This is a genomic window from Actinomycetospora sp. NBC_00405, from assembly GCF_036044095.1.
In the GTDB taxonomy this organism is placed as follows: domain Bacteria; phylum Actinomycetota; class Actinomycetes; order Mycobacteriales; family Pseudonocardiaceae; genus Actinomycetospora; species Actinomycetospora callitridis.
On the sequence record NZ_CP107938.1, the window covers coordinates 3,115,053 to 3,141,403 of the forward strand.

The 26,351-nt window shown below is 75.9% G+C and carries 22 protein-coding genes and 1 pseudogene; 13 read left to right on the forward strand and 10 right to left on the reverse strand.

The window, feature by feature from the left end; genetic code table 11:
- Positions 1-94 precede the first annotated feature (94 nt).
- The 5 genes and pseudogenes from OG774_RS15305 to OG774_RS15325 form a co-directional block, all read right to left on the reverse strand.
- Complete coding sequence (locus OG774_RS15305) at positions 95-730, reverse strand: phosphoribosyltransferase (RefSeq protein ID WP_328301909.1); 636 nt, start codon at positions 728-730, stop codon at positions 95-97.
- Positions 731-740: 10 nt separating this feature from the next.
- Positions 741-908: pseudogene (locus tag OG774_RS15310) on the reverse strand (hotdog domain-containing protein); the annotation flags it as partial.
- Positions 909-1,053: 145 nt separating this feature from the next.
- Positions 1,054-1,731, reverse strand: a complete 678-nt coding sequence (gene mftE / locus OG774_RS15315; protein WP_328301911.1) for a mycofactocin biosynthesis peptidyl-dipeptidase MftE — start codon at positions 1,729-1,731, stop codon at positions 1,054-1,056.
- A gap of 68 nt (positions 1,732-1,799) precedes the next feature.
- Entirely contained in the window at positions 1,800-3,719 is a 1,920-nt protein-coding gene (locus OG774_RS15320; RefSeq protein WP_328301913.1) for an oxidoreductase, read from the reverse strand.
- Positions 3,716-5,578, reverse strand: a complete 1,863-nt coding sequence (locus OG774_RS15325) for an oxidoreductase (protein ID WP_328301915.1) — start codon at positions 5,576-5,578, stop codon at positions 3,716-3,718. The genes OG774_RS15320 and OG774_RS15325 overlap by 4 nt, the downstream gene beginning before the upstream one ends.
- Positions 5,579-5,639: 61 nt before the next feature.
- Here OG774_RS15325 and OG774_RS15330 point away from each other — a divergent pair, with 61 nt between their 5' ends.
- The 6 genes from OG774_RS15330 to OG774_RS15355 all read left to right on the forward strand — a co-directional run bounded on the left by OG774_RS15330 (position 5,640) and on the right by OG774_RS15355 (position 15,560).
- Entirely contained in the window at positions 5,640-6,224 is a 585-nt protein-coding gene (locus OG774_RS15330) for a DUF1707 SHOCT-like domain-containing protein (RefSeq protein WP_328301917.1), read from the forward strand.
- 251 nt (positions 6,225-6,475) lie between these two features.
- The gene (locus OG774_RS15335) at positions 6,476-10,537 is read left to right on the forward strand and encodes a Pls/PosA family non-ribosomal peptide synthetase (RefSeq protein ID WP_328301919.1); all 4,062 of its coding nucleotides are present in this window, start codon (positions 6,476-6,478) and stop codon (positions 10,535-10,537) included.
- Positions 10,534-11,199, forward strand: coding sequence for a BPL-N domain-containing protein (locus OG774_RS15340; RefSeq protein WP_328301921.1), 666 nt, complete (start codon positions 10,534-10,536; stop codon positions 11,197-11,199). The genes OG774_RS15335 and OG774_RS15340 overlap by 4 nt, the downstream gene beginning before the upstream one ends.
- Positions 11,196-12,587 (forward strand): M1 family aminopeptidase, encoded by a 1,392-nt coding sequence (locus OG774_RS15345; RefSeq protein WP_328301923.1) that lies wholly within the window; start codon positions 11,196-11,198, stop codon positions 12,585-12,587. The genes OG774_RS15340 and OG774_RS15345 overlap by 4 nt, the downstream gene beginning before the upstream one ends.
- Before the next feature lie 49 nt (positions 12,588-12,636).
- Positions 12,637-13,905 (forward strand): heparan-alpha-glucosaminide N-acetyltransferase domain-containing protein, encoded by a 1,269-nt coding sequence (locus OG774_RS15350; protein WP_328301925.1) that lies wholly within the window; start codon positions 12,637-12,639, stop codon positions 13,903-13,905.
- 89 nt (positions 13,906-13,994) lie between these two features.
- Entirely contained in the window at positions 13,995-15,560 is a 1,566-nt protein-coding gene (locus tag OG774_RS15355) for an Hsp70 family protein (RefSeq protein WP_328301927.1), read from the forward strand.
- A 4-nt stretch (positions 15,561-15,564) separates the two neighbouring features.
- On the opposite strand, the gene OG774_RS15360 is transcribed toward OG774_RS15355, so the two are convergent.
- Entirely contained in the window at positions 15,565-16,278 is a 714-nt protein-coding gene (locus tag OG774_RS15360) for an HAD-IA family hydrolase (protein WP_328301929.1), read from the reverse strand.
- A gap of 5 nt (positions 16,279-16,283) precedes the next feature.
- Positions 16,284-17,228, reverse strand: coding sequence for a phosphoribulokinase (locus OG774_RS15365; protein ID WP_328301931.1), 945 nt, complete (start codon positions 17,226-17,228; stop codon positions 16,284-16,286).
- Between the two features lie 100 nt (positions 17,229-17,328).
- Here OG774_RS15365 and OG774_RS15370 point away from each other — a divergent pair, with 100 nt between their 5' ends.
- The 6 genes from OG774_RS15370 to OG774_RS15395 all read left to right on the forward strand — a co-directional run bounded on the left by OG774_RS15370 (position 17,329) and on the right by OG774_RS15395 (position 23,102).
- A complete protein-coding gene (locus OG774_RS15370; RefSeq protein ID WP_328301933.1) occupies positions 17,329-18,006 on the forward strand; it encodes a response regulator transcription factor in 678 nt (225 codons plus the stop codon).
- On the forward strand, positions 18,003-19,217 hold the full coding sequence (locus OG774_RS15375; protein WP_328301935.1) for a GAF domain-containing sensor histidine kinase: 1,215 nt from the start codon (positions 18,003-18,005) through the stop codon (positions 19,215-19,217). Before OG774_RS15370 ends, OG774_RS15375 begins: the two co-directional genes overlap by 4 nt.
- A gap of 35 nt (positions 19,218-19,252) precedes the next feature.
- The gene (locus OG774_RS15380) at positions 19,253-20,677 is read left to right on the forward strand and encodes a form I ribulose bisphosphate carboxylase large subunit (protein ID WP_328301937.1); all 1,425 of its coding nucleotides are present in this window, start codon (positions 19,253-19,255) and stop codon (positions 20,675-20,677) included.
- 10 nt (positions 20,678-20,687) lie between these two features.
- The gene (locus OG774_RS15385) at positions 20,688-21,155 is read left to right on the forward strand and encodes a ribulose bisphosphate carboxylase small subunit (protein ID WP_328301939.1); all 468 of its coding nucleotides are present in this window, start codon (positions 20,688-20,690) and stop codon (positions 21,153-21,155) included.
- A 67-nt stretch (positions 21,156-21,222) separates the two neighbouring features.
- A complete protein-coding gene (locus OG774_RS15390) occupies positions 21,223-22,158 on the forward strand; it encodes an AAA family ATPase (protein ID WP_328301941.1) in 936 nt (311 codons plus the stop codon).
- Between the two features lie 68 nt (positions 22,159-22,226).
- On the forward strand, positions 22,227-23,102 hold the full coding sequence (locus tag OG774_RS15395) for a LysR family transcriptional regulator (RefSeq protein WP_328301943.1): 876 nt from the start codon (positions 22,227-22,229) through the stop codon (positions 23,100-23,102).
- A 1-nt stretch (position 23,103) separates the two neighbouring features.
- Here the strand turns inward: OG774_RS15395 and OG774_RS15400 are convergent, their stop codons facing one another.
- Entirely contained in the window at positions 23,104-24,147 is a 1,044-nt protein-coding gene (locus tag OG774_RS15400) for a class I fructose-bisphosphate aldolase (RefSeq protein ID WP_328301945.1), read from the reverse strand.
- Positions 24,148-24,352: 205 nt separating this feature from the next.
- Between OG774_RS15400 and OG774_RS15405 the strand changes: the two genes are divergently transcribed.
- The gene (locus OG774_RS15405; protein WP_328301947.1) at positions 24,353-24,955 is read left to right on the forward strand and encodes a hypothetical protein; all 603 of its coding nucleotides are present in this window, start codon (positions 24,353-24,355) and stop codon (positions 24,953-24,955) included.
- A 5-nt stretch (positions 24,956-24,960) separates the two neighbouring features.
- On the opposite strand, the gene OG774_RS15410 is transcribed toward OG774_RS15405, so the two are convergent.
- Positions 24,961-25,290, reverse strand: coding sequence for a hypothetical protein (locus OG774_RS15410; protein ID WP_328301949.1), 330 nt, complete (start codon positions 25,288-25,290; stop codon positions 24,961-24,963).
- Between the two features lie 109 nt (positions 25,291-25,399).
- Positions 25,400-26,236, reverse strand: a complete 837-nt coding sequence (locus OG774_RS15415; protein WP_328301951.1) for an alpha/beta fold hydrolase — start codon at positions 26,234-26,236, stop codon at positions 25,400-25,402.
- Positions 26,237-26,351 lie beyond the last annotated feature (115 nt).

The following is a 26,351-nucleotide window of genomic DNA, read 5'->3' on the forward strand; positions in this document are numbered from 1 at the left end:
GCCCTGCGGGGGACGGGTCGGCGTGGCGGGGGCCGTGGGGCTGACGGTGGAGGCGCTGATGGCGGGCGAGTCTAGGCAGCCGCGAGGTGCGTCGTCAGCGACCGAGGACACGCAGGACGTCGTCGTCGGTCAGCTGCCCGAAGTCGTCGTAGACGTCGCCGACCGCGCGGAAGCCCGGCGGGACGAGCACGGCGACGACGGTGCCGCCCCAGTCGTCGGCCAGGCGCTCGAGCGCCTGCGGCGCCGCGACCGGCACGCCGAGCACCAGACGCGACGGGCCACCGGTGGCCAGCGCGCCGAGCGCCGCCCACGCCGTCATCCCCGTCGCCACGCCGTCGTCGACGAGGACGACGTCCCGGCCCGCCACCCGGCCGCGCCACCCCGACCCGTACGCCTCCTCGCGGCGAGCGGCCTCGGCGCGTTCGGCGGCGACGAGGTCGTCCAGCGCGCCCGGAGTCAGGCCGGCGTTCTGCACCGCGAGGTCGAACCACACCGGCTCGCCGTCCACGGCCACCGCGCCGAGCCCGGCCTCCGGGCGCTCCGGTGCCGTGATCTTGCGGGCGACGCCGACGTCGACCTCCGCGCCGTCCCCGAGCACCTCGGCCGCCGCTGCGGCGACGGGCACGCCGCCGCGCGCGAGGCCCACGAGCAGGGGGCGGTGCAGGTCGAGCTCGGCGAGCGCCCGACCGAGGGCCCGGCCGGCGTCGGCGCGATCGGCGAAGGCGGCCACCGACCGGAGTCTAGGTCCCGCCGACGATCGACTTGGTGACCTGGCCGGGCGCGACCGGCCGGTCCAGGGCGTCCTCGAGACCGGTGACCGTCACGAACGCGACCTCGCGGGCCCGCTTCGCCGGGCGGCCGACCACGACGACCCGCTGCCCGGCGCGCGCCGGCCGGAGGTACTGGGTCGAACTCGACGCCCAGGGCGTCGGGCAGTGCGACGGCGGGCGCGGGCGAGGCGGTCGTCGCCGGCGAGCAGTCCGGTCGTCCGCCCGATCCTGCGCCGGGTCGGAGAACGCCGCGGGTCCGGCCGGCGATGCTGCGTGGACGCGCTCAGGTCAGGCGGCCCGTGGCGTCGTCCACGGCCCATCGCTCGACGGCCGTGACGAGGGCGGCGACGATCACCGAGACCGTCTCGGCGCCCTCGCCGGCCGTCGCGCCGGTCGGGTCGCCGAGCACGCCCGAGGGGCTCACGTCGCGCACCGACCCGGCGCTGATCGCGGGCATGAGCTCGCGCAGCGGGGCGGTGTTGCCGGGGGCGGCGAGGTCCGGGCGCACGGTGTCGGGGGCCAGCGCGAGCATCACGCCGGTCTCGTGGTGCCCGGCATGGGCGTCCGCGCCCGGGACACCGCACGGGAACCACGCGACGTCGCGACCCTCGGAGCGCAGCAGGGCGACCGCGGCGCGCAGGGCGCCGACGTTGCCGCCGTGCCCGTTGACGAGCACGAGCCTGCGGGCGAAGCGGCACGCCGAGCGCCCGAGCTCGACGATCACCGCGGCCAGGGTCTCGGTGCCGATCGACACCGTGCCCGGGAAGCTCTCGTGCTCCCCGGACGCGCCGTAGGGCAGGGCCGGGGCCACGGGGAGACCGCTGCGCGCCGCGACCGTCGCCGCGATCGCGGTGTCGGTGCCGAGCGGCAGGTGCGGGCCATGCTGCTCGGTCGCCCCGACCGGGACGAGCAGCACCGGCACGTTCTCGCACTCCGGCCAGCGGGCCTGGGCGATCTCCACGTGCCGACCCTATGTGAGCGGAGTTCACGGCTATAGCCGTGAACTTCGCTCACGGAGACGTGCGTCGGCTATCGCCGTGACCCCCGCTCACGGAGGCCCTCGCCGGCGGCCGTGCCCTCGCGGATGGCGGCGCCGAGGTCGCGGGGGGCGAGGCAGTCGCCGACGCGGACGACGGGCACGCCCAGCTCCGGCACCACCGGCGTCGGCGGGCCCGCGTGCACGACCCAGTCGGCGGGCCACGGCGACACCTCGCCCGTGAGGTGATCGAGCACGTCGAGGACCGGGCCGGGGCGGGCGCCCAGCACCACGCGATCCGTGTGCTCCACGATCCCGAGGTCGGCGGCACGACGTCGCCAGCGCTCGCGATCCAGGGTCGGCGCGAGGGCGCCCGCGGCGACGAGCGCCGAGGTCAGCGTGGTCACCGTCGCGCCCCGACGGGCGAGCAGCTCGGCGGTCGACGTCGCCGCGTGCGAGCGCCCCGCGTCGACGACGAGCACCTGCCCGGTCGGGGTGACCCGCCCGGCGAGGACGTCGGTGACGTCGACGACGCGGTCGAGCCCGGACGCCCAGGCGGGTAGGGACGGGTGGGCACCGGTCGCGAGGACGACGACATCGGCGTCCTCGACGTCCTCCGCGGCCCGGACCGACGTTCGCAGCCGGACCTCCACCCCCAGCTCGCGGGCCTCGAACGCCAGGTCGGACACGACGTTCACGAGCTCGCCGCGCTCGGGCGCCCGGGCGGCGAGGGCCAGCTGGCCGCCCAGGGCGTCGCCCCGCTCGGCCAGCGTCACCGCGTGCCCGCACCGCGCCGCCGCGACCGCCGCCGCCAGCCCCGCCGGCCCGCCGCCGACCACGAGGACGCGGGCGAACGGGGAGTTCGTGCGCGTAGAAGCAGCGAGTCGAGGGGAGCACGCCGATAGGGCGTTCGCTGCCACAGACTCACGACCGGCCGCCGGGTTCACCGCGCACCCCAGGCGCTGGTCGAGGCCCACGCGGGCGATGCACTCCTGGTTGCAGCCGATGCAGCGCCGCACCCGCGCCCCGCGCACCGCCTTCGCCGCGAAGGACGGGTCGGCGATCTGGCCGCGGACGACGCCGACGAGGTCGCACGACCCCGAGCGCACCGCGTCCAGGGCCTGCGCGGGCGTCGTGAACCGCCCCACCCCGATCACCGGCACCGACACCGTGGCGCGCACCGCCGAGGGCACGTGCGCCGCGTACCCCGCGGGCACGCCCATGGGCGGCTCGATCAGCCGCAGGGTCCGGGTGGCGACGCCGACGGCGGTGTTGACGTAGTCGACGTGCGGCTCGACGGCGACGGCCAGCCGGACGGCGTCGGCGGCGGTCGAGCCGCCCGGGATGCCCTCGTCGCCCTGCAGGCGCACGCCGAGCACGCGGTCGGGCCCGATCGCCTCCCGCACCGCCGCCAGCACCGCGAGCAGGAACGGCAGCGCACGCGACGGTGCCAGCTGCCGAATCAGCGACGCCTGCGAGCACTGCACCTCGACCCCGTCGAGCCCGCCCGCCGCGACGTGGCCGGCCACGACCCCGAACCCCGCGACGAGCCGCGCCAGCCCGTCCTCGGAGAGCGCCCGCGGGACCTCCCGGAACATCGGGTCGGCCTCGTCGTCGGCCCCGTCCACCGGGGCACGCGAGTACAGCGACGACGACTGCCCGCCGTTGTGCCCGAGCTGCGCGAGCACCAGCGCGCCGCGCGCGTGCACCGCGTCGGCGATCGCGCGGTAGCCCGGGACGACGGCGGGGTCGGTGCCGTCGACGAGCTTCTCGTAGGGCCGGTCGGCAGGGTCGACCGACTGCTCCTCGGTGATGACCAGCCCGGCACCGCCGGCCGCGCGCGCCCCGTAGTACGCGGCGTGCTGGGCGGTGGGCAGGCGCGCCACGGCCGCGTTGGTCAGGTGCGCCGGGAAGACGATGCGATTGCGCGCCACGAGGGGTCCGAGCCGCACGGGGTCGCCCAGGACGCTCACGACAGCAATTCCTGCGCTGCGGCCCGGCCCTCGCGCACGGCCTCGGCCACGGTGCGCGGGGCGACGGCGTCGCCGACGACGTACAGGCCCGCCCGCGGCGCCGGGTCGGCCGGTGCGCGGCGCGGGCCGGCGTCGACGAGCACCGCCGCGGGCAGCACCGTGGAGGACCCGGTGACGACGTCGGCCACCGTCGCCGAGCCGGACGACCAGCCGACCACCCGCGCCTCGGTGACCCGCCGGACGCCGGCGCGCGCGAGGCGGACCTGCGCGTCGACGAGGTCGCCGGTGCGCGCCAGACCGGGGCCGACGAGCACGCCGGGCGCGACGATCGCGACCTCGCGGCCCTCTCCGGCCAGGCGTTCGGCCAGCGCCACGGCCGCGCCGTCGCCGAGGGGGTCGTCGAGCACGACGGGACCGGGCGGCAGGCCGTCGCGCAGCGCCGCGGCGATCGGTGTCCCGCGCCCCGGCCGGTCCACCGCGCCGGTGGCCAGCAGCACGCGCCCGGTCGACGGGACGTCCACCGAGGTCCCCAGCGACACGTCCACCCCCAGCGCCGCGACCTCGTCGAGGTACCAGTCGACGAGCCGCGCGAAGCGCTCACGACCCGGCAGCCCGGCCACCCACCGCAGCAGCCCGCCGGCGGCGTCGGCACGCTCGACCACCCGCACCGCGCACCCGGCCCGCGCGAGCGTCCGGGCCCCCTCGAGCCCCGCCGGGCCGGCGCCGACGACGAGCACCGGGTCGGCACGAGGGGCGACCACCCGCTCGGTCACCTCCGGCGCCGCCACCGTGCACGACACCCGCGGGTTGCGGACGTCGCGCGCCCGGCACTCCTGGTTGGTCAGCACGCACGGCCGGGGTGTGTCGCCCGCGCGGACGAGGGCGACGAGGTCGGCGTCGGCGAGCTGGGCGCGGGTCATCTCGACGACGTCGGCGTCGCCGGAGGCCAGCGCGGACTCGGCGACGGAGGTGTCCACCACGCTCCCCGCCAGCACCATCGCCACGCCCGGCACGCGCAGCTCGGCCAGGAGCGGGCGCAGGAAGCCCGGCGGGGTGTGCGCGTCGGGCCGCGTCGCGCCGACCGACAGCGCCGAGCCCCGCACGGGGACGACGAGGTCGACGAGCCCCGCCACCCGCTCCAGGACCGCCCGGGCCGCGCCCGGCGTGACGCCCGCCCACGGCGCGAGCTCGTCGACGGCCAGGCGCAGCCCGACCAGCGCGTCCGCACCGATGGCGTCGCGCACCGCCCCGAGCACCTCGGCCAGCAGCAGCCCGCGGTCCGCGCCGTACACGTCGTCGCGCTGGTTGGTCAGCCCGGACAGGAACTGCCGCAGCAGCGCGTGCTGGCCCGCCTGGATCTCGACGCCGTCGCACCCCGCCGCCACGGCCGCCGCGGCGGCGCCCGCGAAGCCGGACACCACCGCCGCGATCCCGTCCGCGTCCAGCACCGCCGGCACCTCGCCGGACGCCGGGTCGGGCACCGCCGACGGCGCGCGCAGCGGCCCGCGGGTGTACGCCGACGAGCCCTGGCTCCCCGCGTGACCGAGCCCGGCGAGCACGAGCGTCCGGTAGGGACGGCAGGCGTCCGCGATCGCGGCCCAGCCGTCCGCGCAGTCGGCGGCGAGCGGCGCGTACTCGTAGGGGTGGTCGTCGGCCACCACGGACGCCACCTCGGTGACCACCACCCCGGCGCCCCCGGCGGCGCGCGCCCGGTAGTGCCCGACGTGGTCGGCGCCGAGCGCCCGCGGACGTCGCGGGTCGGCGAGGTTCGTGACGTGCGGCCCGAAGAGCACGCGGCTGCCCGCCGCCCGCCCGCCGAGCACGACCGGATCGCCGAGCACGACGGGATCGGCGAGCACGGGCGTGACGGTAGCCGTTCGCCACGGGGGCCGAACGCGCCGACGACTAGGTTGTCCTCCCGTGGCGACCGATGACCCGACGCCCGTGATGCGGGCCGGCGACGCGGACCGCGAGGTCGTCGCCGAGATCCTGCGCACCGCGCTCGGCGAGGGCCGGCTCGATCTGCACGAGGTCGACGAGCGCCTCACCCGCACCTACGCAGCCCGGACCTACGCCGAGCTCGAACCGATCGTCGCGGACCTCCCGGGGGCGAGGCTGCCCTGGCGGGCCGCGACCGCGCCGGAGACGAGGGACGAGCGCCCGCTCACCGTGAGCGCGAGCTGGTCGAGCGAGAAGCGCACCGGCGCCTGGCGCGTGCCGGCGCGCATCGTCGCGGAGCCGGCCATGTCCGACGTGAAGCTCGACTTCCGCGAGGCCACGGTCACGGGCACCCGGATCGACCTCGACGTCCGCGGCGGCATGGGCAGCGTCGTGCTCGTCCTGCCCGAGGGCTGGTCGGTCGACACCGAGGACCTGAAGGCGACCTGGGGCACGGTCAAGAACCGCCACCGCGCCCCGGCGGGCCCCGGGCTGCCCACGATCCACGTCACGGGCTCGATCGGCATGGGGACCTTCAAGACCCGCGGGGCACTCTTCTACGAATGACCCCATCGTGGTGCGGATGTCCCGATTCGTCCGTCTTCCTGCCACGCACCGTGACCGCGTTACCCGACTGTGACGAGTCCGACGGCCCGGGCCGGTCGCGTTTCGCGACCGGGGCCGCCGAGGTACTGACACGCCCAGCCGGCGTCACCACGCCGGGCTCCGACGAGCGACGACGCCGTCGATGACGTCCCCGCGGTGCCGATCCACCTCACCGAGCGCCGCCGAGGGACGCCGACGGGGGGAGGCAGCCGATGACGGGAGCCGTCACCGAGGACGCGACCCGGCCACTGCCACGGCAGCCGGGCCCGGACCCGGCGACGGGGCCCTCCCGCCTGCCGGAGGCACGGCTCGAGCACGTCTTCGAGCGCACCGCCGACACGACGCCCGAGGCGACGGCGGTCGAGCACGAGGGGCGGGCGACCAGCTACGCCGACCTCGACGCGCGCGCCAACCAGCTCGCGCACGTGCTCGCCGACCGCGGCGTGCGGCCCGGCGCCCGGGTGGCGCTGTTCCTCGAGCGCTCGCCGGAGACCTACGTCGCCCTGCTCGGCGCGCTCAAGGCCGGCGCGGCCTTCGTGCCCGTCGACCCCGAGTCGCCCGCCGACCGCCTCGCTTACGTCGCCGACGACGCCGGCGTCGACCTGCTCCTCACCTCCACCGCGCTCGCCGACACCGTCGCGCCGCTGGGCCGCGCCTGGCTCGCGGTCGACGGCGAGGCCGCCACCCTCGACGCCGCCCCCACGCACCGGCCCGTCGACCGCTCCCCCGAGGACAGCGACGACCCCACCGCGTACGTCATCTACACGTCCGGCTCGAGCGGGCGTCCCAAGGGCGTCGAGGTCGCGCAGTCGAGCATCACGAACTTCGCCGCGGTCGTGCCGACCGTCTACGACGTGCGCCCCACCGACCGCGTCCACCAGGGCATGACGATCTCCTTCGACTTCTCGATCGAGGAGATCTGGCCGACGTGGGCGGTCGGCGCCACGCTCGTCGTCGGGCCGAACGACGAGCGGCGGCTGGGCGCGGACCTCGCCGACCACCTCGAAAGCACGCGCGTCAGCGTCCTGTACTGCGTGCCGACGCTGCTCGCCACCGTCCCGCGCGACCTGCCCGGGCTGCGCACCGTCCTCGTCGGCGGCGAGGCCTGCCCGGCCGAGCTCGTCGAGCGGTGGAGCGCTCCGGGGCGGCGCCTGCTCAACACCTACGGGCCCACCGAGGCGACGGTGACGGCGACGTGGTGCGAGCTCGTGCCCGACCGCCCCGTCACCATCGGCCGGCCCCTGCCCACCTACGGCGTCGAGCTGCTCGAGGCCGAGGACCCGACGCCGCGCCTCGTGGGCACGGGCGAGGTCGGCGAGATCGCCCTGGCCGGCCCCGGCGTCGCCCGCGGGTACGTGGGCCTGCCGGAGAAGACCGCCGCGGTGTTCGTCACCCACCCGGACACCGGCGATCCCCTCTACCGCACCGGCGACCTCGGCCGGTGGACCGCCGACGGCGAGATCGAGTACCTGGGCCGGGCGGACGCCGAGGTGAAGGTCCGCGGCCACCGCGTCGACCTCGGCGAGATCGAGAGCGTGCTGCTCACCGACCCCGAGGTCGGCAGCGCCGTCGTCGCGCTCGACCCCGGCGGCGGCGGTGACGCCGGCTCCGGGGACCTCGCCGCCTACGTGGTCGGGGAGATCGCCGACGCCGAGGCGCTCACGGCGCGGCTGGTCGCGGCGCTGCGCGAACGCCTGCCCGCCTACATGATCCCGGCGACCCTCGACGTCCTCGACGAGCTGCCCACACAGGTCAGCGGCAAGGTCGACCGCGCGCAGCTGCCCGCCCCCACCGGGCGCCGGCTGGTCGCCGCCACCGGCCCCGTGGTGGCGCCGGAGGGCGAGCTCGAGGAGCAGATCGCCGCCGTGTGGGCCGAGGCGTTCGGGCTGGCCCCCACCGAGCTCTCGGTCGAGGCCGACTTCTTCGACGAGCTCGGCGGCCACTCCCTGCTCGCGGCCACCACCGTGACGCTGCTGCGCGAGCGCGGCGTCGGCGGCAGCCCCGCCGTCCGCGACCTCTACGCGCACCCCTCGGTGCGGGCGCTCGCGACCCACCTGGCCGGCGCCGGGTCCGCCACCGCCACCTCGGCGGCGCCCCGGCCCGGTCCGGTCCGGTCCTCGACGCGTCGCGTCGTGGCGGCCGGGACGGCCCAGGCGGTGGTGCTCTACCTGTTCCTGCTCGCCGTGACGCTGCCGGTGAGCTGGGTCTACACGGCCAACGACGGCACGGTCTCGACCGAGGTGCTCGCCCAGGTGCTCGCCGCGGGCGCGGTGGCCTGGATGGGCGTGCGGTGGCTGCTGCCGGTGCTGCTCGCCCGGCCGCTGGCCGCCGGGATCCGCCCGGGCCGCTACCGCCTGTGGGGGCCGACGTTCCTCCGGCTCTGGACGCTCGACCTCGTCCTGCGGCTCGCGCCGCTGCCGGTGCTCGTCGGGTCGCCGCTGCTCGCCCCCTACCTGCGCCTGCTCGGCGCCCGGGTCGGCCGCCGGACCCACGTCGCCACCACCGACCTCACGCTGCCCCGGATGCTCCACCTCGACGACGACGCCACCGCGGGCTACGGCGCGGCCCTGCACCCGTGGTCGGTCGAGGACGGCCAGGTCGTCGTCGGACCCGTCCGGCTCGACCGTCGTGCCGTGGCCGGCGCCAACACCGTGCTCGCGCCGGGCAGCCGGATCGGTCCCGCCGCGATGCTCGCCGAGCAGTCGGCGCTGGGCCGTGACGAGGTGGTCCCGGCCGGGCGCACCTGGGCGGGCTCGCCCCCGCAGGAGCACGAGACCCAGGACGCGGCGCTGGTCGCCATGCGCGACGCCGGCCCGCTGCCGGGCTGGCGGGCACGGCACCTGGCCGCCGCGCTGGCCGGTCTCGTCGGTCTCGAGGTGCTCGCGATCGCGATGGTCGTGCCCTCGGTGATGCTCGTGTGGTCCGCGCTGCTCGGCTTCGGTGTCCTCGCCGGTTTCGCGGCCACGCTGCTGTCCGGGCCCGTCTTCGTCCTGACGGTCTGCGTGGTGGTTGCGCTCGGGCGCCGCGCCGTCCTGGCGCGCACGCCCGTCGGGATCCACCCGGTGCGCTCCGCGCTGGGGCTGCGCAAGTGGATCGCCGACGCGCTGCTCGCGCAGAGCCTGACGTTCACCAACTCGCTCTACGCCACCCTCTACACCGTTCCGTGGTTGCGGGTGCTCGGGGCGCGGGTCGGACGCGGCGCGGAGGTCTCCACCGCGGCGCACCTCGACCCCGACCTGCTGACCCTCGGCGAGGGGAGCTTCGTCGCCGACATGGCCAGCGTCGGCGCCGCGACGTTCGCCGACGGCCGGATGCTGCTGCGCCCCACGTCCGTCGGCGACCGTGCCTTCGTCGGCAACGCCGCGCTCGTCCCGTCGGGCACCGGCACCGGGCACGGCTCGCTGGTCGGCGTGCACACGGTGCCGCCGCCCGCGGGCGTGCCCGACGACAGCTCCTGGCTGGGCTCCCCCGCCATGCACCTGCCGCAGCGCCAGGACTCCGGGGACCACGACGAGCAGGAGACGTTCCACCCCACCCGCCGGCGGGTGCGCGAGCGCCTGGCCGTCGAGTTCGTCCGGGCCACGCTCCCCGCCTCGCTGCTCGGGGTCGGGCTCTACCTCTACCTGCTCGCGCTCTCGGCGCTGGCCCGCGGGCGCGACCTGCTGCCGACCGCGCTCGGCGCCCCGCTGATCGCCGCGGCCGCGAGCGTCGCGGTCGTCGCCTACGTCGTCGCGGTGAAGCGCCACGTCGTCGGCACCTACCGGCCGCGCGTCGCGCCGCTGTGGGACCCGTTCGTACGGCGCACCGAGTTCGTCACCGGGCTCTACGAGGCGGCCGCCGTCCCGACGCTGCTCAGCCTCCTGGTGGGCACCCCGTTCCTGCCGGTGGCCCTGCGCCGCTTCGGGGCGCGCATCGGGCGGCGGACCTACCTCGCCACCACCTACCTCACCGAGTTCGACCTCGTCGAGATCGGCGACGACGCCGCGGTCGGACCGGGGGTGTCCCTGCAGACGCACCTGTTCGAGGACCGCGTCATGAAGATGTCGACGGTCCGCGTCGGCGACGGCGCGACCGTCGGGGCGCGCAGCATCGTGCTCTACGACGCCGGCGTCGGCCGCGACGTCGACCTCGACGGCCTGACCCTGCTGATGAAGGGCGAGGAGCTGGGCGAGGGCACCCGCTGGCGCGGCATCCCGGCCCGCGGGGTGGCGGAACCCGAACCCGAGACCATCGAGCTGCCGGTCACGACCGACCGGATCGGGGAGGCGGCGTGACGGCGCTGGTGTACCGGGGCCCGGCGAGCGTCCCCGGATGTCCCGAGGCCGTCGCGTCCCTGCTGGCGGAGCCGCGATGGGGCCTCGACGTGCGGTTCGTCGGCCCGCAGGAGGACCTGGCGCTGACCGAGCAGACCCTCGCCGGGGCCGAGCTCTACGCCCAGCCCGGCGGCGGGACGCTGCGCCGGGGCTGGCGGCGGATGCGGCGCCACCGCCGCGCCGTGCGGAGCTACGTGCACGGCGGCGGGCGCTACCTCGGCTTCTGTCTCGGCGCCTACCTCGCCGGCGAGTCCCCGGGGTTCGGCCTGCTGCCCGGCGACACCGACCAGTACGTCGCCGGCGACGACGCCGTGCTCGACACCGAGGACGACACGCTGGTCGACGTGGACTGGGGCGGGCACCGGCGCACGGTGTTCGCCCAGGACCCGGCGACGTTCGTCCTCGACGAGCGCGCCGACGCCGACGTGGAGATCCTGGCCCACTACCCCGACGGGCCCCCGGCGGCCCTCGTCGCCCCGCACGGCCACGGCCGCGTCGGGGTGGTGGGGCCGCACCCCGAGGCCACACCCGACTGGTTCACCGACGCCGGCCTGCCCGTCCACGACGCCCGGGAGCTCGCCCGCGACCTCGTCGACCGCACCCTGGAGCGTGGCCGCCCGTGAAGCTCGCCCTCCTGTCCCTGCTCACCGCCCTCGCCGCGCTCGCGGGCTGCTCCGTCGGGCCCGCCGAGGCCGCCGCCCCATGGGACCAGCGGCCCGCCGTCGACCTCGCGATGGACGTCGCGCCCGACCTCCGCAGCGTCACGGGCCGCGAGACGGTGACGTTCACGCCCGACCAGCCGATCTGCGAGCTGGTGTTCCGGGCGTGGCCGAACGCGCCGTCGCCCGCCGGCGAGGGCAATGCACTGCAGGTGACCGACGCGTCGGTCGGCGGACGCCCGACGGCCCCGGTCGTGCGGCCTGCGGGCGCGACGGCCGGGGCGCCCGGCACGCTCGTCGAGCTGCCGCTGCCCGCGTGCGTCGCGGCCGGCGAGGTCGTGCGCGCCGAGCTCGGGTTCACCTTGCGCCTGGGCGTCGACGCCGACGAGCGCCTCGGCACCTCCCCCGCCACCGGCACCGCGTGGTTCGGCTCGGCGTTCCCGATGCTCGCCTGGGTGCGCGGGCAGGGCTGGGTCCGCGACGACGCGGTGCGCATCCCCGGCGAGACCGCCGTCAGCGAGGACTTCCGGCTCGACGCGCTGCGCGTCACCGCCCCGGAGGGCGCGGCGGTCTCGGGCGCCGGACGTGCCGATCCCCCGGCCCCGGGCCCGCGGGCCGGCACCACGACCCACGTCTTCCGGGCCGACGCCGTCCGCGACGTCTCCGTCGCCGTCGGCGCCTACCGCGTCCTCGAGCGCGACATCGCCGGCACGCGGCTGCACCTGTTCACGCCCGTGGCCGGCACGCGCACCGACCCGGAGCGGTGGGCCGCCGAGCTCGACGGGGCGGTCCGCCGGCTGCAGGACCTGTTCGGCCCGTTCCCGTACCCGGACCTGTGGGTGGCGATCGCGCCCTCGCAGACGTCGGGCCTCGAGTACCCCGGGGCCCTGCAGTTCGGCGACACCCCGCCGCGGGAGCTCGGGGAGCTGGCCGCCCACGAGCTCGCCCACCAGTGGTTCTACGCGCTGGTGGGCAACGACCAGGGCCGCGACCCGTGGATCGACGAGGCCTTCGCGACCTACGCCCAGGCCGTTGCCACCGGCACGCAGGACGATTACGACCTCGACGACGTCCCCGCACGCCTGCGCGGCCGGCTCGGCGACCCGATGGCCGTGTGGGCCGACCGGGGCTTCGGGCCCTACAACGTCGGCGTCTACACCCAGGGCGCGGCCGCCCTCGTCGCCGCGCGCGAGCAGGCGGGCGAGGACCGCTTCGACGAGGCCGTGCGGGCCTACGTCGCCGCGAACGCCCACCGCGTCGTCACCCGCGACGACGTGGCCCGCGGCTTCGCCGAGCTGCCCGCCGTCACCGACCAGCTGACCCGCGCCGGCGCGCTGCGCCCACCCGGCTGAGCACACCACCCCCGAGCAGTCCCCCGAGCAGTCCCCAGGAGCGACAGCGATGTCCCCCACCGAGACCCCGGTGCGCGACCCCGGCACCGCCACGCCGGGCCGCGCCCGGCACGCGGCCCCCATCGTCCCGGGCAGCCGCGGGCGCGTCGTCGGGATCGACGCCGCCCGTGGCCTGGCGCTGCTCGGGATGATGGCGGTCCACGCCCTCTACGTCTCCGACGCGGCCGGCGCGCCGACCTGGGTCGGGCGGATCGCGTCGGGCAACGCCGCGGCGCTGTTCGCGGTGCTCGCCGGCGTCGGCGTCGCCTTCATGACCGGCCGCACCCGCGTCACGGGCGCCGGGCCGGCCCGGCGGGCGGGCGCCGCGCTGGTCGCCCGCGCCGCGGTGATCGGGCTGCTGGGGCTCGCGCTCGGTGTGGTCACCGACGCCGAGGTCGCGGCGGTGATCCTCCCCGCCTACGCCGTGCTCTTCGTGCTCGCCGTGCCGCTCGTGCTCCTGCCGACCCCCGTGCTCGTCGGCGGCGCCGTGCTCGGGGCGGCCGGGCTCCCCGCGCTCAGCCACCTCGTGCGCGCCGGGATGCCCCCGCCGGTGCTCGACAACCCGTCGCTGGGCCGGCTGGTCACCGACCCGGCCGGGCTCCTGCGCGAGCTCCTGCTCACGGGCACCTACCCCGCGTTGACGTGGATCCCCTACCTCGCGATCGGTCTCGCGCTCGGCCGGGCCCACCTGCGCTCGCCCCGGTTCGCCGCCGGGCTCGCGGCCGGCGGCGCGGCCCTCGCGGCGGCCGCGTCCGGCGCGTCGGCGTTCCTGCTCGGGCCCGCCGGCGGTCTCGCCGCCCTGTCCGCGACGTCCGGCCTCGACCCGGCCGACGTGCAGGAGATCCTCGCGTCCGGCGCCGACGGCACCACCCCGACGACGACGTGGTGGTGGCTCGCGGTGGACGCCCCGCACACCTCGACGCCGCTCGACCTCGCCCGCACCGCCGGCATCGCGCTGGCCGTCATCGGGGTCATGCTCTGGCTCGACGCCGTGCAGCGGCCGTCGCTGCGCGCCGCCGTGACGGTGCTGCGGGCGCCCCTCGCGGCCGCGGGGGCCATGACGCTGACCCTCTACACGGCGCACGTGCTGTTCCTGAACTCGCCGTTCGACGTGTACGCGCCGGTGCCCGGCTACGTCGTGCAGGTCGTCGCGGTGCTGCTGCTCGGCCTTGCCTGGCGGGCCACCGCGGGCCGCGGTCCGCTCGAGACCGTCGCCGCGGCCGCCGGTGCCCGCGCGGCACGGGCGGTCTCCCGGGAACGAGGGTCCACACCCTCCTGACGTGGGGTTCTCCCTACTCCCCGATCGTCGCCGCGCCGCGAGGCTCGTGGTCGTCCCGCTCCTCCACGACCCCGCACACGGAGACGACCATGACCTACCACCTCGGCGTCGACCTCGGCACGACGATCACCACCGCCGCCGTCGCGCGGGACGGGAAGGTCGGCGTCGTCACGCTCGGCGAGCACAGCGCGGCGATGCCCTCGGTCCTGTACTGGGGGGCGTCCGGCCCCCCGCTGGTCGGCGACGCCGCCGTGCGGGCGGCCGCGACGGACCCGTCCCGCGCGGCGCGCGAGGTGCGGCCCCGCGTCGCCGACCCGACCCCGCTGCTCCTCGACGGCGCGCCCTTCGCGGCCACCGCCCTGCTCGGCGCCATGCTGCGCCGCGTCGTCGACCTCGTCGCCGAACGCGAGGGCGGCGCCCCCGACGGGATCGTGCTGACCCACCCCGCCACCTGGGGTGACGAGGAGCAGGAGGCGTTCGCGGGCGTCGCGGTCAGCCTCGGGCTCGGCGCGGTCTCCCTGGTCTCCGAGCCGGAGGCCGCCGCGGCGCGGTACGCCGCCCGTGAGGGGCTGCGCGACGGCGGCGCGGTCGCCGTCGTCGATCTCGGCGGCGGCAGCGTCGACGCCACCGTCCTCGTGCACCGGGGCGGGGCGTTCACGATCGGCGGGCGCCCCGAGGCCGTGCCGTACCCGACCGACACGCACCCCTCCGACGGCACCGCCGTCGCCGGCCTGCACCGCGCCCTCGCGAGCGCCCGCCGCCTGCCCGGGGACCTCGACGCCGTCGTGCTCGTGGGGTGGAGCACCCGCACCGGCGCGATCGCGGCGGCGCTCGCCGACGAGCTCGGGCGCCCGGTCTCCCTCGAGAACGAGCCCGAGCACACGGTCGCGCTCGGCGCCGCCGGCCTCGCGGCGCGGGGCCAGCAGAACGGGGCCACGACATCCGTGCCCGTCCCCCGTACCCAGGTGGTCGCCGCGCGGGCGGCGCGGCCCCGGCCGGCCTCTCCGCAGGGTCCCCGGAACACCGCGAGCCTCCCGGCCGCCCCGGCCGACGCGCACGTCCCGGCGCCCGCCCTCGCACCGGCGCCCCGCCGCCGCGCCCCCCGTCGCGGGCTCACGATCGGCCTCGCCGCGGGGGCGATCGTCCTCGGGATCGCCGGGGGCGGCGCCTTCGCGCTGACCGGCGCCGCGTCCCCGGCCGCCGCCGCGGCGCCGCTGCCGCAGGTCTCCTCCGCACCGTCGCCGCCGCCGGTGACCCCGAGTGCGACCGTCGCCGAGCCCACCCCGACCACGACGGCCGCAGCCGTCGCCCCGGTCGCCGAGCAGAGCAGCACCACCACCACCACCACCACCACCACCGAGCGGGCCCCCCGCTCGACCACCGGGGGCTCGTCGAGCGGCCAGGGGTCGCCGAGCCGCCCCGGCTCGCACGGAACGACCGGCCACGGCGGCACCACCGGCGGCGGCGAGCACGGCACCGGCGGTGGCTCCGGCCACGGCTCCGGTTCGGGCTCCGGGTCCGGCTCCGGGTCCGGCTCCGGTTCCGGCTCCGGGTCCGGCTCCGGTTCCGGGTCCGGTTCGGGCTCCGGCTCCGGGTCCGGCTCGACGCCGGGCAGCGGCGGCTCGGAGCAGGGCGGCGCGACGCCGGGCCGGTAGGGCCCTACGAACGGACCGCCGTGAGGGCCTCGGCCATGCACGCCGCGGTGAGCAGGGTCGGCCGGTCGAAGGCCTCCCGCACGATCGCCGCGCCGGTGACGTCGTGGCGTGCGGTGTCGTCGTTGGTGACCACCACCGTCGCCATCCCGGCGGCCAGAGCTGCGCGCAGCCCGGGCCCGGAGTCCTCGACCGCCATCGTCCACGTGGCGTCCAGACCGAGGCGCGACAGGGCGAGCAGGTAGGCCGCGGGGTCGGGCTTGAGACCGGTGACGTCGTCGCCGCAGATGACGACCTCGGCGGTGTCCGCGCCGATCAGGTGGGCGAGCAGCGGCTCCACCCACGCACGACGGCCGGTGGTCGCGACCGCGATCCGCACCCCGTGGGAGCGCATGTCGTCGAGGAGCTCGGGCAGGCCCGGGCGGGGATCGATCTCGCCGCGCCGGACGATGTCGACGAACAGATCGGTCTTCGTCCGGTGCACCTGCGCGGCGACCTCGTCGGCCTCGGCCGCCGGGACGCCCTCCTGGCGCAGCGCGTACGCGACCCGGCGGCGCCCGCCGGTGAGCACCATGAGCTCGCGGTAGCGCTCGACGTCCCACCGCAGGTCCACGCCGTGCCGGTCGAAGGCCTCGTTGAACGCGACCCGGTGGCCGTCGCGCTCGGTCTCGGCGAGGGTGCCGTCGACGTCGAAGACGACGGCGGCGGGGAGGTGGGTCACGGCGTTCACCGGGCCGCGTCCGTCAGGTGGTAGAGCAGCAGGAGCTGGGCGATCGCCAGCGGCTCGCTGCGGGCGTCGCCGAGGCGCCCGAGGCACTCCGGGGTCGCGGTGTCGGGCTCGCCGAGCGCCGACCAGATCGCCTTCTCCACCGCGAGGCTCTCCTCGCGCGGCACGTAACCGTGCACGTGGAGGGTCTCCACCGGGCGACCGTCGGGGTCGCGCTCGAGTTTGAGGTGCATCGCGCGGGTCAGCCCGGACTGCAGTACCTCGTTGAGGTCGGGGTGGTCGATGGTCGGGCGCATCATCAGCGACGCCGACAGGGGCGTGCCCTCGGGATCGTCACGGCCCTCGACCGGCGCGAACCGGACGACGAGGTCGGCGTTCTGCCGCTGCGGGCGGATGTACGCCGCCGACTCCTCCTCGCGGCGCTCGAGCTCGGCGAGCACCTTCTCCTCGGTGTAGCCGCGCTTGGCCGTGTCGCGCGCGACCTTCCAGCCGCGCCGGATCTCCTCGGGCGGGTCGAGGAACGCGGTGACGTCGAAGCACGCCCGCGACAGCTTGCTCCACAGCGGGAAGAGTCCCTCGACGATGACGAACTCCGCCGGCTCGACCAGCTCGGGGCGCACCAGCTCGCCCGTGGCGTGGTCGTACACGGGCTTGAGCACCGGGTTGCCCGTCGCGAGCAGCTGCAGGTGCTGCTCCATGATGTCGAGGTGGTTGCAGTCCGGGTGGAGCGCCGTGAACGGCAGCTCCTTGCGCTCCTCCCGGTCGTAGCGGTGGTAGTCGTCGGTGCACAGCGACACGCACCGATCGGGACCGAGGGCCTCGACGAGCCCGCGGGTCATCGTCGTCTTGCCCGCGGCGCTGTCACCGGCGATCGCGAGCATCACCGGCCGCTTGACCAGGCCGTCACCGCCGGCGCGCCGCATGCGCAGGGACTTGTCGGGCACGAGGTCTCCTCTCGTCGGCACGGACCCTAGGGCGACGCGCCGCTCGCCTCTCCCCCGTGACGGGGGGCGGTACGGGGGAGAACAGCCATAGGGTGGACCGATGACCGGGACCACAGCGCAGCACGCCGGTCCGCTGCGGGTGGTCGTGGTGGACGACCACGAGATGGTCGTCGTCGGTCTCAAGGCCATGCTCACGCCGTTCTCGGGCCGGGTCCGCGTGGTCGGCACCGCGAACGGCGCCGAGGAGGCCCTCGACGTCGCCCTCTCGCTGACCCCCGACATCGTGCTGTGCGACGTCCGGCTGCGCGGTGACAGCGGGCTCGACCTGTGCCGCACCCTGGCCGAGCGGGCGCCGGACCAGAAGGTCGTGCTGCTCTCGGTGTACGACGACGAGCAGTACCTCTACCAGGCGCTCCGCGCGGGCGCGGCCGGCTACCTGCTCAAGCACACGGGCGGCGAGGAGCTCGTGCGCCACCTCGAGCTCGCCGCCGCGGGGACCACCGTCGTCGACGCGACGATGGCCGGCCGGGCGGCGGCGTCGGCCGCGCGGATGGAGCGCGACGAGTTCTGGCCCGGTGCGCACCTGGGGCTGACCCAACGCGAGAGCGAGGTCCTCGCCCTGCTCGTCGCGGGTCACAGCAACCGGGCCATCGCCGGCCAGCTCGTCATCGGTGACGAGACGGTCAAGAGCCACGTGCGCTCGCTGCTGCGCAAGCTGCAGGTCCCGGACCGCACCGCGGCCGTCGCGGCGGCGCTGCGCGAGGGGGTGTTCCGGTGACCACGCGGGGGCTGGGCCTCGACGACCCGCAGCGCGAGAACGAGGTCCTGCTCGCCATCATCGAGGCGACCACGAGCGGCCCGGGCGTCGAGCCCCTCGCCGCGGCGGTGGCCCGGGTGATCACCGGGGCCACCGCGACGGACGTCTGCTTCGTGCACGTCCTCGACGACACCGAGCGCTCGCTGACCCTCGCCGGGGCCACGCCGCCGTTCGACGCCCAGGTCGGCCGTGTCCGGCTTCCGCTGGACACCGGCGTCGCGGGCTGGGTCGCGAGCCACCGCGAACCCGCGGTGATCACCGGCGACAAGCGGGCGGACCCGCGCTACGTCGCCATCCCGGAGCTGCACGGCGAGCAGTACACGTCGATGGTGTCGGTGCCGATGGAGAGCGAGCCTGCGGGACTGGCCGGGGTCCTCAACGTGCACACCGTGGCGCACCGGGAGTTCGACGACCGCGACGTCCGCGTGCTCACCGCGATCGGCAGCCTCGTCGCCGGGGCGCTGCACCAGGCGCGGATGCACCGCAGGCTCGCGGCGCGCGAGGAGGCGCACGGCCGGTTCGCCGAGCAGATGGTCGCCGCGCAGGAGGCCGAGCGGCAGCGGCTGGCCCGCGACATCCACGACGGCATCTCCCAGCGCCTGGTGACGCTCTCGTACCACCTCGACGCCGTCCGCACCTTCCTCGACCGCGACGAGGCCGCGGCGGCCCGCGAGGACCTGACCACGGCGTCCGACATGGTCCTCACCACCCTCGACGAGGCCCGCGCCGCGATCGGGGCGCTGCGCCCGCCCGTCCTCGACGACCTCGGCCTGGCGGGCGCTCTCGCGGCGCTCGCCCGCGGGCTGCCCGACGTGCGCGTGGCCCTCGACCTCGAGGACCGCCGGTTGCCCGAGCACGTCGAGGTCGCGCTCTACCGGATCGCCCAGGAGACGCTGCAGAACGTCCTCAAGCACGCCGGCGCGGAGGAGGTCACGGTGCGCCTGACCACCGGATCGACCGGCGTGCGGCTCGAGCTCGCCGACGACGGCGTGGGGTTCGACGTGGCCGGCCGGGACGGCACGGGGCACGGCCTCGCCTCGGTCCGCGAGCGCGCGGAGCTCGTCGGGGGCTCGGTCAGGGTCACCTCGCGGCCGGGGACGGGCACGACGGTGACCGTCACGGCACCCGTCGACTCTGAGCCTTTAGACGAAGAGTCGCCGCACAACACTTGATTGTCCTTCTCAGGGACACCCCCCACTCTCGGGGCATGGCCGACCGATGGAGTGCGGGTGTCATCCCCTACGCGGAGATGGGTTACTGGCAGCCCGACTACGAACCCAAGGACACCGACATCCTGTGCGCGTTCCGCGTCACGCCGCAGGAGGGGGTGCCGCCGGAGGAGGCGGGTGCCGCCGTCGCCGGTGAGTCGAGCACCGCCACGTGGACCGTCGTGTGGACCGACCGCCTCACGACCTTCGAGCACTACCAGGCGAAGTGCTACCGCGTCGACGCCGTGCCGGGCGTCGAGGGCCAGTGGATCGCCTACATCGCCTACGACCTCGACCTGTTCGAGGAGGGGTCGATCGCGAACCTGACCAGCTCCATCATCGGGAACGTCTTCGGCTTCAAGCCGCTCAAGGCGCTGCGCCTCGAGGACATGCGCATCCCGACGCACTACGTCAAGACGTTCCAGGGCCCGCCGCACGGCATCGTCCAGGAGCGGGAGTACCTCAACAAGTTCGGGCGCCCGTTGCTCGGTGCCACCACGAAGCCCAAGCTCGGGCTCTCCTCGCGCAACTACGGCCGCGTCGTCTACGAGGCCCTGCGCGGTGGCCTGGACTTCACCAAGGACGACGAGAACATCAACTCGCAGCCGTTCATGCGCTGGCGGGACCGCTACCTGGCCTGCATGGAGGCGGTGAACAAGGCCCAGGCCGAGACGGGCGAGGTGAAGGGCCACTACCTCAACATCACCGCCGGCGACATGGAGGACATGTACGAGCGGGCCGAGTTCGCCCGCGACCTCGGCAGCGTCATCGTCATGCTCGACCTCACCGTCGGCTACACGGCCATCCAGTCGATGTCGAAGTGGGCGCGGCGCAACGGCGTGATCCTGCACCTGCACCGTGCCGGGCACGCGACGTACACGCGGCAGAAGAACCACGGCGTGAGCTTCCGCGTCATCTCCAAGTGGATGCGCCTCGCCGGCGTCGACCACATCCACGCGGGCACCGTCGTCGGCAAGCTCGAGGGCGACCCGGCGTCGGTCCACGGCTTCTACGACGTGCTGCGGAAGAACTCCTATGCCGCCGACCCGTCGAAAGGGCTCTTCTTCGACCAGGAGTGGGCCTCGATGCCGGCGACCCTGCCGGTGGCCTCGGGCGGCATCCACGCCGGGCAGATGCACCAGCTGCTGCACCACCTCGGCGAGGACACGATCCTGCAGTTCGGCGGCGGCACCATCGGCCACCCCATGGGCATCGCCCAGGGCGCCGAGGCCAACCGCGTCGCCGTCGAGGCGATGATCAAGGCCCGGAACGAGGGACGCGACTACCTGGCCGAGGGCCCGGACATCCTGCGCGACGCCGGCAAGCGCAACAAGCCGCTCGAGATGGCCCTCTCGACCTGGGGCGACATCACCTTCGACTACGCCTCGACCGACACCGTCGACGCCACCCCGACCCCCTCGTAAGGAGGCTCTCGTGCGCATCACCCAGGGCACCTTCTCGTTCCTGCCGGACCTCACCGACGACGAGATCCGGCTGCAGATCGACTACGCGCTCGCCCACGAGTGGCCGCTGTCGATCGAGTTCACCGACGACCCGCACCCCCGCAACACCTACTGGGAGATGTGGGGCCTGCCGATGTTCGACCTGCAGGACCCGGCGGCCCTGCTCGACGAGGTCCGCGCCTGCCGCGACGAGCACCCGGAGCACTACGTCCGGGTCATCGCCTACGACGCCTCGCTGGGCCGGCAGACCGTCGCGCTGTCGTTCCTGGTCAACCGGCCCTCCGAGGAACCGGGCTTCCGCCTGGAGCGCCAGGAGGGCAAGGACCGCCAGATCGCCTACACCACCCACGCGTACGCCACCGACCGTCCGTCGGGGCAGCGCTACGGGCGTCACGGCTCGCACGACGGGGCCCGGAGCAACGGCGATGGCCGGGGCTGACGGACGCACCTCGTTCGGGACCTCCGGGCGCTCGGCCGCCGTCTCGCGGGAGGCAGCCACGAACGAGATGAGTAGGGCCGAGGCCGAGGAGCGGAGGCGGAACGAGGAGGCGCTCTCGGCCGACGACACCGTCGACCTGGGCGAGGTCCGCCGGGAGGCCGGTGTCGACGACGTCCTCGACGCCCTCGACCGCGACCTGGTCGGGCTGGCGCCGGTGAAGGAGCGGCTGCGCGAGCTGGCGGCGCTGCTGGTGGTCGACCGCGTCCGGGAGCGCTTCGGGATCACGACCGACCGGCCGACCCTGCACATGTGCTTCACCGGCAACCCGGGCACCGGCAAGACGACGGTGGCGCAGCGGATCGGCGAGCTGCTGACGGGCCTCGGCTTCCTGCGCCGCGGCCACGTGGTCACGGCCACGCGCGACGACCTGGTCGGCGAGTACGTCGGGCACACCGCGCCGAAGACCAAGGAGATCGTCGGCAAGGCCCGGGGCGGCGTGCTGTTCGTCGACGAGGCGTACTACCTGCACCGCCCGGGCAACGAGCGGGACTACGGCGGGGAGGCGATCGAGATCCTCCTGCAGGCGATGGAGGACCACCGCGACGACTTCGTCGTCGTCCTCGCCGGCTACGCCGACCGGATGGCCACGTTCTTCGAGGCCAACCCGGGGATGCAGAGCCGGGTCGCGCACCACGTCGACTTCCCGGACTTCTCGGCCGACGAGCTGGTGACCATCGCCGAGGGCATGGTCGCCGACCAGGGGCTGCGTTTCTCGTCCGAGGCGCACACCGCACTCCACGAGTACCTGGAGCTACGCCGCGAGCAACCGTGGTTCGCGGGAGCGCGCAGTGTGCGCAACGCTCTCGACCGCGCCCGGATGCGCCAGGCCCGGCGTCTCGGCGAGGGCGGGGACACCAAGGTCGGCCTCGCGGACCTCACGACCCTCGAGGCGCCCGACCTCCGCGCCAGCCGCGTCTTCGCGGGCGGCCACCGCGCGGAGTAGCTCGCCCGTACGTGAGTGGAATTCCCGGCTATAGCCGGGAATTCCACTCACGGGGGAGGCTGGCGCGCGTGACCACCACCGCGCGCCTGCGGGCGTTCGTCGCCCTCGCCGACCACGGGTCGGTGCGCGCGGCCGCGTCGGCCCTCGTGGTCACCGAGTCCACCGTCTCCGCCGCCGTGCGCGCGCTGGTCGACGAGGTCGGGGTCGCGCTCCTCGTGAAGGAGGGGCGCGGCGTGCGCCTCACCGCCGCCGGCGCGCGCTACGCGAGCTACGCCCGGCGGATCCTCGGCCTGCTCGACGAGGCCACCGCCGCCGCGTGGAGCGAGGCCGACCCGCGTCGCGGCCACGTGCGCCTGGGCGCGGTGACCACCGCGGGCGAGCACCTGCTCCCCGCGCTGCTGGCGTCGTTCCGCGCCCGCCAGCCGGACGTCACCCTCGGCGTCGAGGTCGCCCCGAGTGCGGTGGTGTGGCCGATGCTGCGCCACCACGAGGTCGACGTCGTCGTCGCCGGCAGCCCGCCGAGCGACCTCCCGGCGCGCGTGCGCGCGGTGCGGGACAACACGCTCACCGTCGTCGGCGCGCCCGCGGCGGCCGACGGGTTCGACCCCGCCGCCGCCACGTGGCTGCTGCGCGAGCACGGCTCGGGCATCCGCACGACGCTCACGAACCTGCTCGAGGACCTGCCCGGCGAGACGTCGCAGCTGATCATGGGGTCGCACGGGGCGACGATCGCCGCGGCGCGGGCCGGGCTCGGGGTGACGCTGGTGGCGCGCGAGGGCGTGGCGCGCCTGCTCGCGGAGGGCGCGCTGGTGGAGCTGCCGATGCCCGGGGTCCCGATCTCGCGGCCCTGGCACGTCGTGACCCACCCCGACGCCACCGCCAGCACCGAACTGCTCGTCGGCCATCTCCTCGCCGACGAGGCGCTGGGATGGCGTCCGGCGTGACTCAGGCCGCGGGGACGTTGCGGTCGACCTCGCGGCGCAGCGCGGAACGCCCCGCGTCGACCCGCCCCGGATCCCCGGCCCAGGCCGCCAGCGCGGGCGAGACCAGCGCCCGGCCGAACGAGAACGTCAGCGGCCAGGGCCCGCCCCGCCGGCGGATCGCGGCGAGGTTCGCGGCCGCGGTCTCCGAGGACTGGCCGCCGGAGAGGAACGCGACGCCGGCCAGCTCGGGGCGCATCGTGGCGCGCAGGGTGTCGACGGTCGCGCGGGCGACCTCGTACGGGTCGGCGGGCTGCCGCGAGCCCTCGCCCGAGGTGACCATGTTGGGCTTGAGCACCATCGCGGCCGGGTCGACACCGGCGGCGTCGAGCGCGCGGCCGAGCGTCGCCAGCGTCCGCGCGGTGCCCGCAGCGCACACCTCGAGCCGGTGCCCGCCCGCGGAGAGCACCTCCGGCTCGACGATCGGCACGAGGCCGCCGTCCTGGCACACGCGGGCGTAGCGGGCCAGGGCCTCGGCGTTCGCGTCGAGCGCCCGGACCGACGGACGGCCCGCGCCGAGGTGCAGGACGGCGCGCCACTTGGCGAACGTCGCCCCGAGCGCCACGTACTCCGCGACCCGCTCGGCGAGGCCGTCGAGCCCCTCGGTGAGGGTCTCCCCGTCGTCGGGGCCGTCGAGGGCCGTCGTGCCGGTGTCGACCTTGATGCCGGCCTGCAGCCCCGCGTCGGCGAGCGCCCGCGGGAACGGGCGACCGTCGGCGAGCTGCTGACGCAGCGTCTCGTCGCACAGGATGACCCCGCTGATGCGACCCGCCAGGCCCTCGCCCGTGACGAGCAGCTCGCGGTACGCCCGGCGGTGCTCCTCGGTCGGCTCGACGCCGACACCCTCGAGACGTCGCGACATCGTCCCCGGGCTCTCGTCGGCGGCGAGGATGCCGCGACCGCCGGTCACCAGCGACGCGGCGGTCGCGCGGAGGTCGGTGGTGGCGGGGCTGCCGGGGCGGGCGGGGCTGCCGGGGCGGGCGGGGCTGGTGGCGATCGTCGTGGACACGGGTGCCTCCCTCGTCGGTGGCATCCGGGGCCGCGAACGCCGCCCCGGGCCGTCCTCGACGCTAGGAGCCGGGCCGCGCCCGCACGTCCCCTGCGCGGTGGAGGAGGCGGGGGAGGTCGCCGGCTCGGGGGTGGCGCTCGCCCCTGCGGTGCTCGTCCCTGCGGTGGTTGTCCCTCCGGCGGGGACCTCGACACAATCCCCGGCCATGCTCCCCCAGCCCGACCGGCCGTGGACGGGGCGCGTCCGGTCGGCCCTCGTGCTCCTCGTCGCCGCGATCGCCCTCGAGGTGGTCGTCGTGCTGGCGTTCGTGGCGGTCCTGCTGACCGCCTCCCCGGTCGGCACGCTCGTCGCCGTCGTGGTCTGCCTCGCCCTCGCCTCGATGCTGACCGTGCTCGCGGTGATCAACTACATCCGCACCCGGATGGCCGTGATGTTCCACGACGTCGCCGCACGGGCGACGCCGGGCGGTGGCTACGGGACGGGCGGTCCCGGCGGGCGGGTCGCCGGCGGGTCCTCCGGCGGTGGGTACGGCGGGGGGTACGGCACGCGCTCCGGCTCCGGTGGTCCCGGCGGCGTCCCGTGGCCCGACCCGACGTGGGAGACGTGGCCCGATTCCGGCCACCACCACCCCGGCCACCACCACGCCCACGGGCACCACCACGGCCACCACGACCACGGCGGCTGGTCGGACTCCGGCTGGTCGGACTCCGGCTGGTCGGACTCCGGCTCGTCGTCGTCCGATTCCGGCTCCTCGACCGACTCGGGGTCGTCGTCCGACTCCGGCTCGTCGAGCAGCTCGTCGGACTGAGCGCCTCACCCGTCGGCGACGACATCCAACGCCGGCCGCCGGCGACGCGAGCGGCGCTCGACCCGATCCGTCGAGTGGACCAGGCGCAGGTCGGGTCCCGCGGGCTCCTCCGGCTCCGACACGGCCCCGTCGTCGAGGAACTGCAAAGCCTCGACGAGGTGGCGCAGCAACGCCTCCCGCGGGATCGCGCGCGAGATCCACACCTGGCGGGTGTCCGCGTCGGCCACCCAGGCCGTCCGCCCGTCGAGCGGCACCCAGTAGACGCTGACCCCGGCCTCCGCCAGCAACGGCAGGGCGGCCCGGGGCTCGGGCGCGGACTGTGATGACCCGGTCATGCACCGTCATCCGTGCTGGCCACGGGATCGGATCGACACGGATCGGTATTGGGTGCGTTCGGCCCCGGCCTGTTTCAGCAAGAGACGGAACCGGCTCGCCAGATCGGAGTCAGGCCGTGATCGACGAGGACGTCGCGAGGCGGGCGAGAATCGGACGGAGCGTCGCCACGAGCTCGCGGGGGTGCGATGCCTGTGGCACGTGCGACCCGGGCGCCTCGACGACGGGCACCCGCAGTCTCTCGGCGATCCCCTCCGATGCCTCCCAGAACCAGTGCCGCGGCGCCGAGGGATCACGGTTCTCGGCGCCGGAGGCCACGACGCAGGGGACGTGCACGCCCGCGATCTGTTCGGCGGTGGGCTTGTAGCTCAAGATCGGCTCCAGCTCGATCCCGAACAGGACCTCGCCGTTCCCCAGCATCCGGGTACGGAGGTCGGCGTCGAAGGACTCGTACACCTCGTCCCCGGAGACCCACCGAAGGAAGAGCTCGGTCGCCCTCGGCGGCCCGCCCTCGGCCATTCCCTCACCGATGAGCTGTTGGAGACCGGCGACGACCTCGTCGCCGCTCGATGTCATGCCGACGTACGGCGGTTCGTGAAGGACCGCCCCGCGCACCAGATCGGGACGGCGCACCACGAGATCGGTCAGGATCATCGCCCCCGCGCTGTTGCCGTAGACCACGGCGGGCGCGAGGTCGAGTTCCTCGAGCAGGGCGGCGGCGTCATCCGCCTGCTGCGTGACCGAGGCGATCGTGTAGCCCTCGGGCCGTGAACTGCGCGAGTTGGCGCGCCGGTCGTAGGTGACGACCGTGTACTGGTCCGCCAGGAGATCCGCGACGTCCGTCCAGTGTCCGGCGTCGCCCGTGGCGCCCGAGATGAACATCAGCGGCGGGCCGTCGCCCCGTCGCTCGTAGTAGAGCGTGGTGCCGTTGGCCGCGATCGTGGGCATACACCTCAGGTTCGCGCGCCCACCGGTACGGAGGGATCGCTGCGGCGGGAACTACGTACGTCGCCGGTGGGGTGGGCCGACCCGGACCCCGGGGGTGCCCGGGCCGGCCCGACGG

What these genes read in the sequence shown, in the direction of transcription:
- OG774_RS15335 (WP_328301919.1), top strand. Translation starts at nt 6,476, where the DNA reads ATGACGGGAGCCGTCACCGAGGACGCGACCCGGCCACTGCCACGGCAG.
- OG774_RS15350 (WP_328301925.1), top strand. Translation starts at nt 12,637, where the DNA reads ATGTCCCCCACCGAGACCCCGGTGCGCGACCCCGGCACCGCCACGCCG.
- OG774_RS15355 (WP_328301927.1), top strand. Translation starts at nt 13,995, where the DNA reads ATGACCTACCACCTCGGCGTCGACCTCGGCACGACGATCACCACCGCC.
- OG774_RS15370 (WP_328301933.1), top strand. Translation starts at nt 17,329, where the DNA reads ATGACCGGGACCACAGCGCAGCACGCCGGTCCGCTGCGGGTGGTCGTG.
- OG774_RS15380 (WP_328301937.1), top strand. Translation starts at nt 19,253, where the DNA reads ATGGCCGACCGATGGAGTGCGGGTGTCATCCCCTACGCGGAGATGGGT.
- OG774_RS15390 (WP_328301941.1), top strand. Translation starts at nt 21,223, where the DNA reads ATGAGTAGGGCCGAGGCCGAGGAGCGGAGGCGGAACGAGGAGGCGCTC.
- OG774_RS15405 (WP_328301947.1), top strand. Translation starts at nt 24,353, where the DNA reads ATGCTCCCCCAGCCCGACCGGCCGTGGACGGGGCGCGTCCGGTCGGCC.
- OG774_RS15410 (WP_328301949.1), bottom strand. Translation starts at nt 25,290, where the DNA reads ATGACCGGGTCATCACAGTCCGCGCCCGAGCCCCGGGCCGCCCTGCCG.
- OG774_RS15415 (WP_328301951.1), bottom strand. Translation starts at nt 26,236, where the DNA reads ATGCCCACGATCGCGGCCAACGGCACCACGCTCTACTACGAGCGACGG.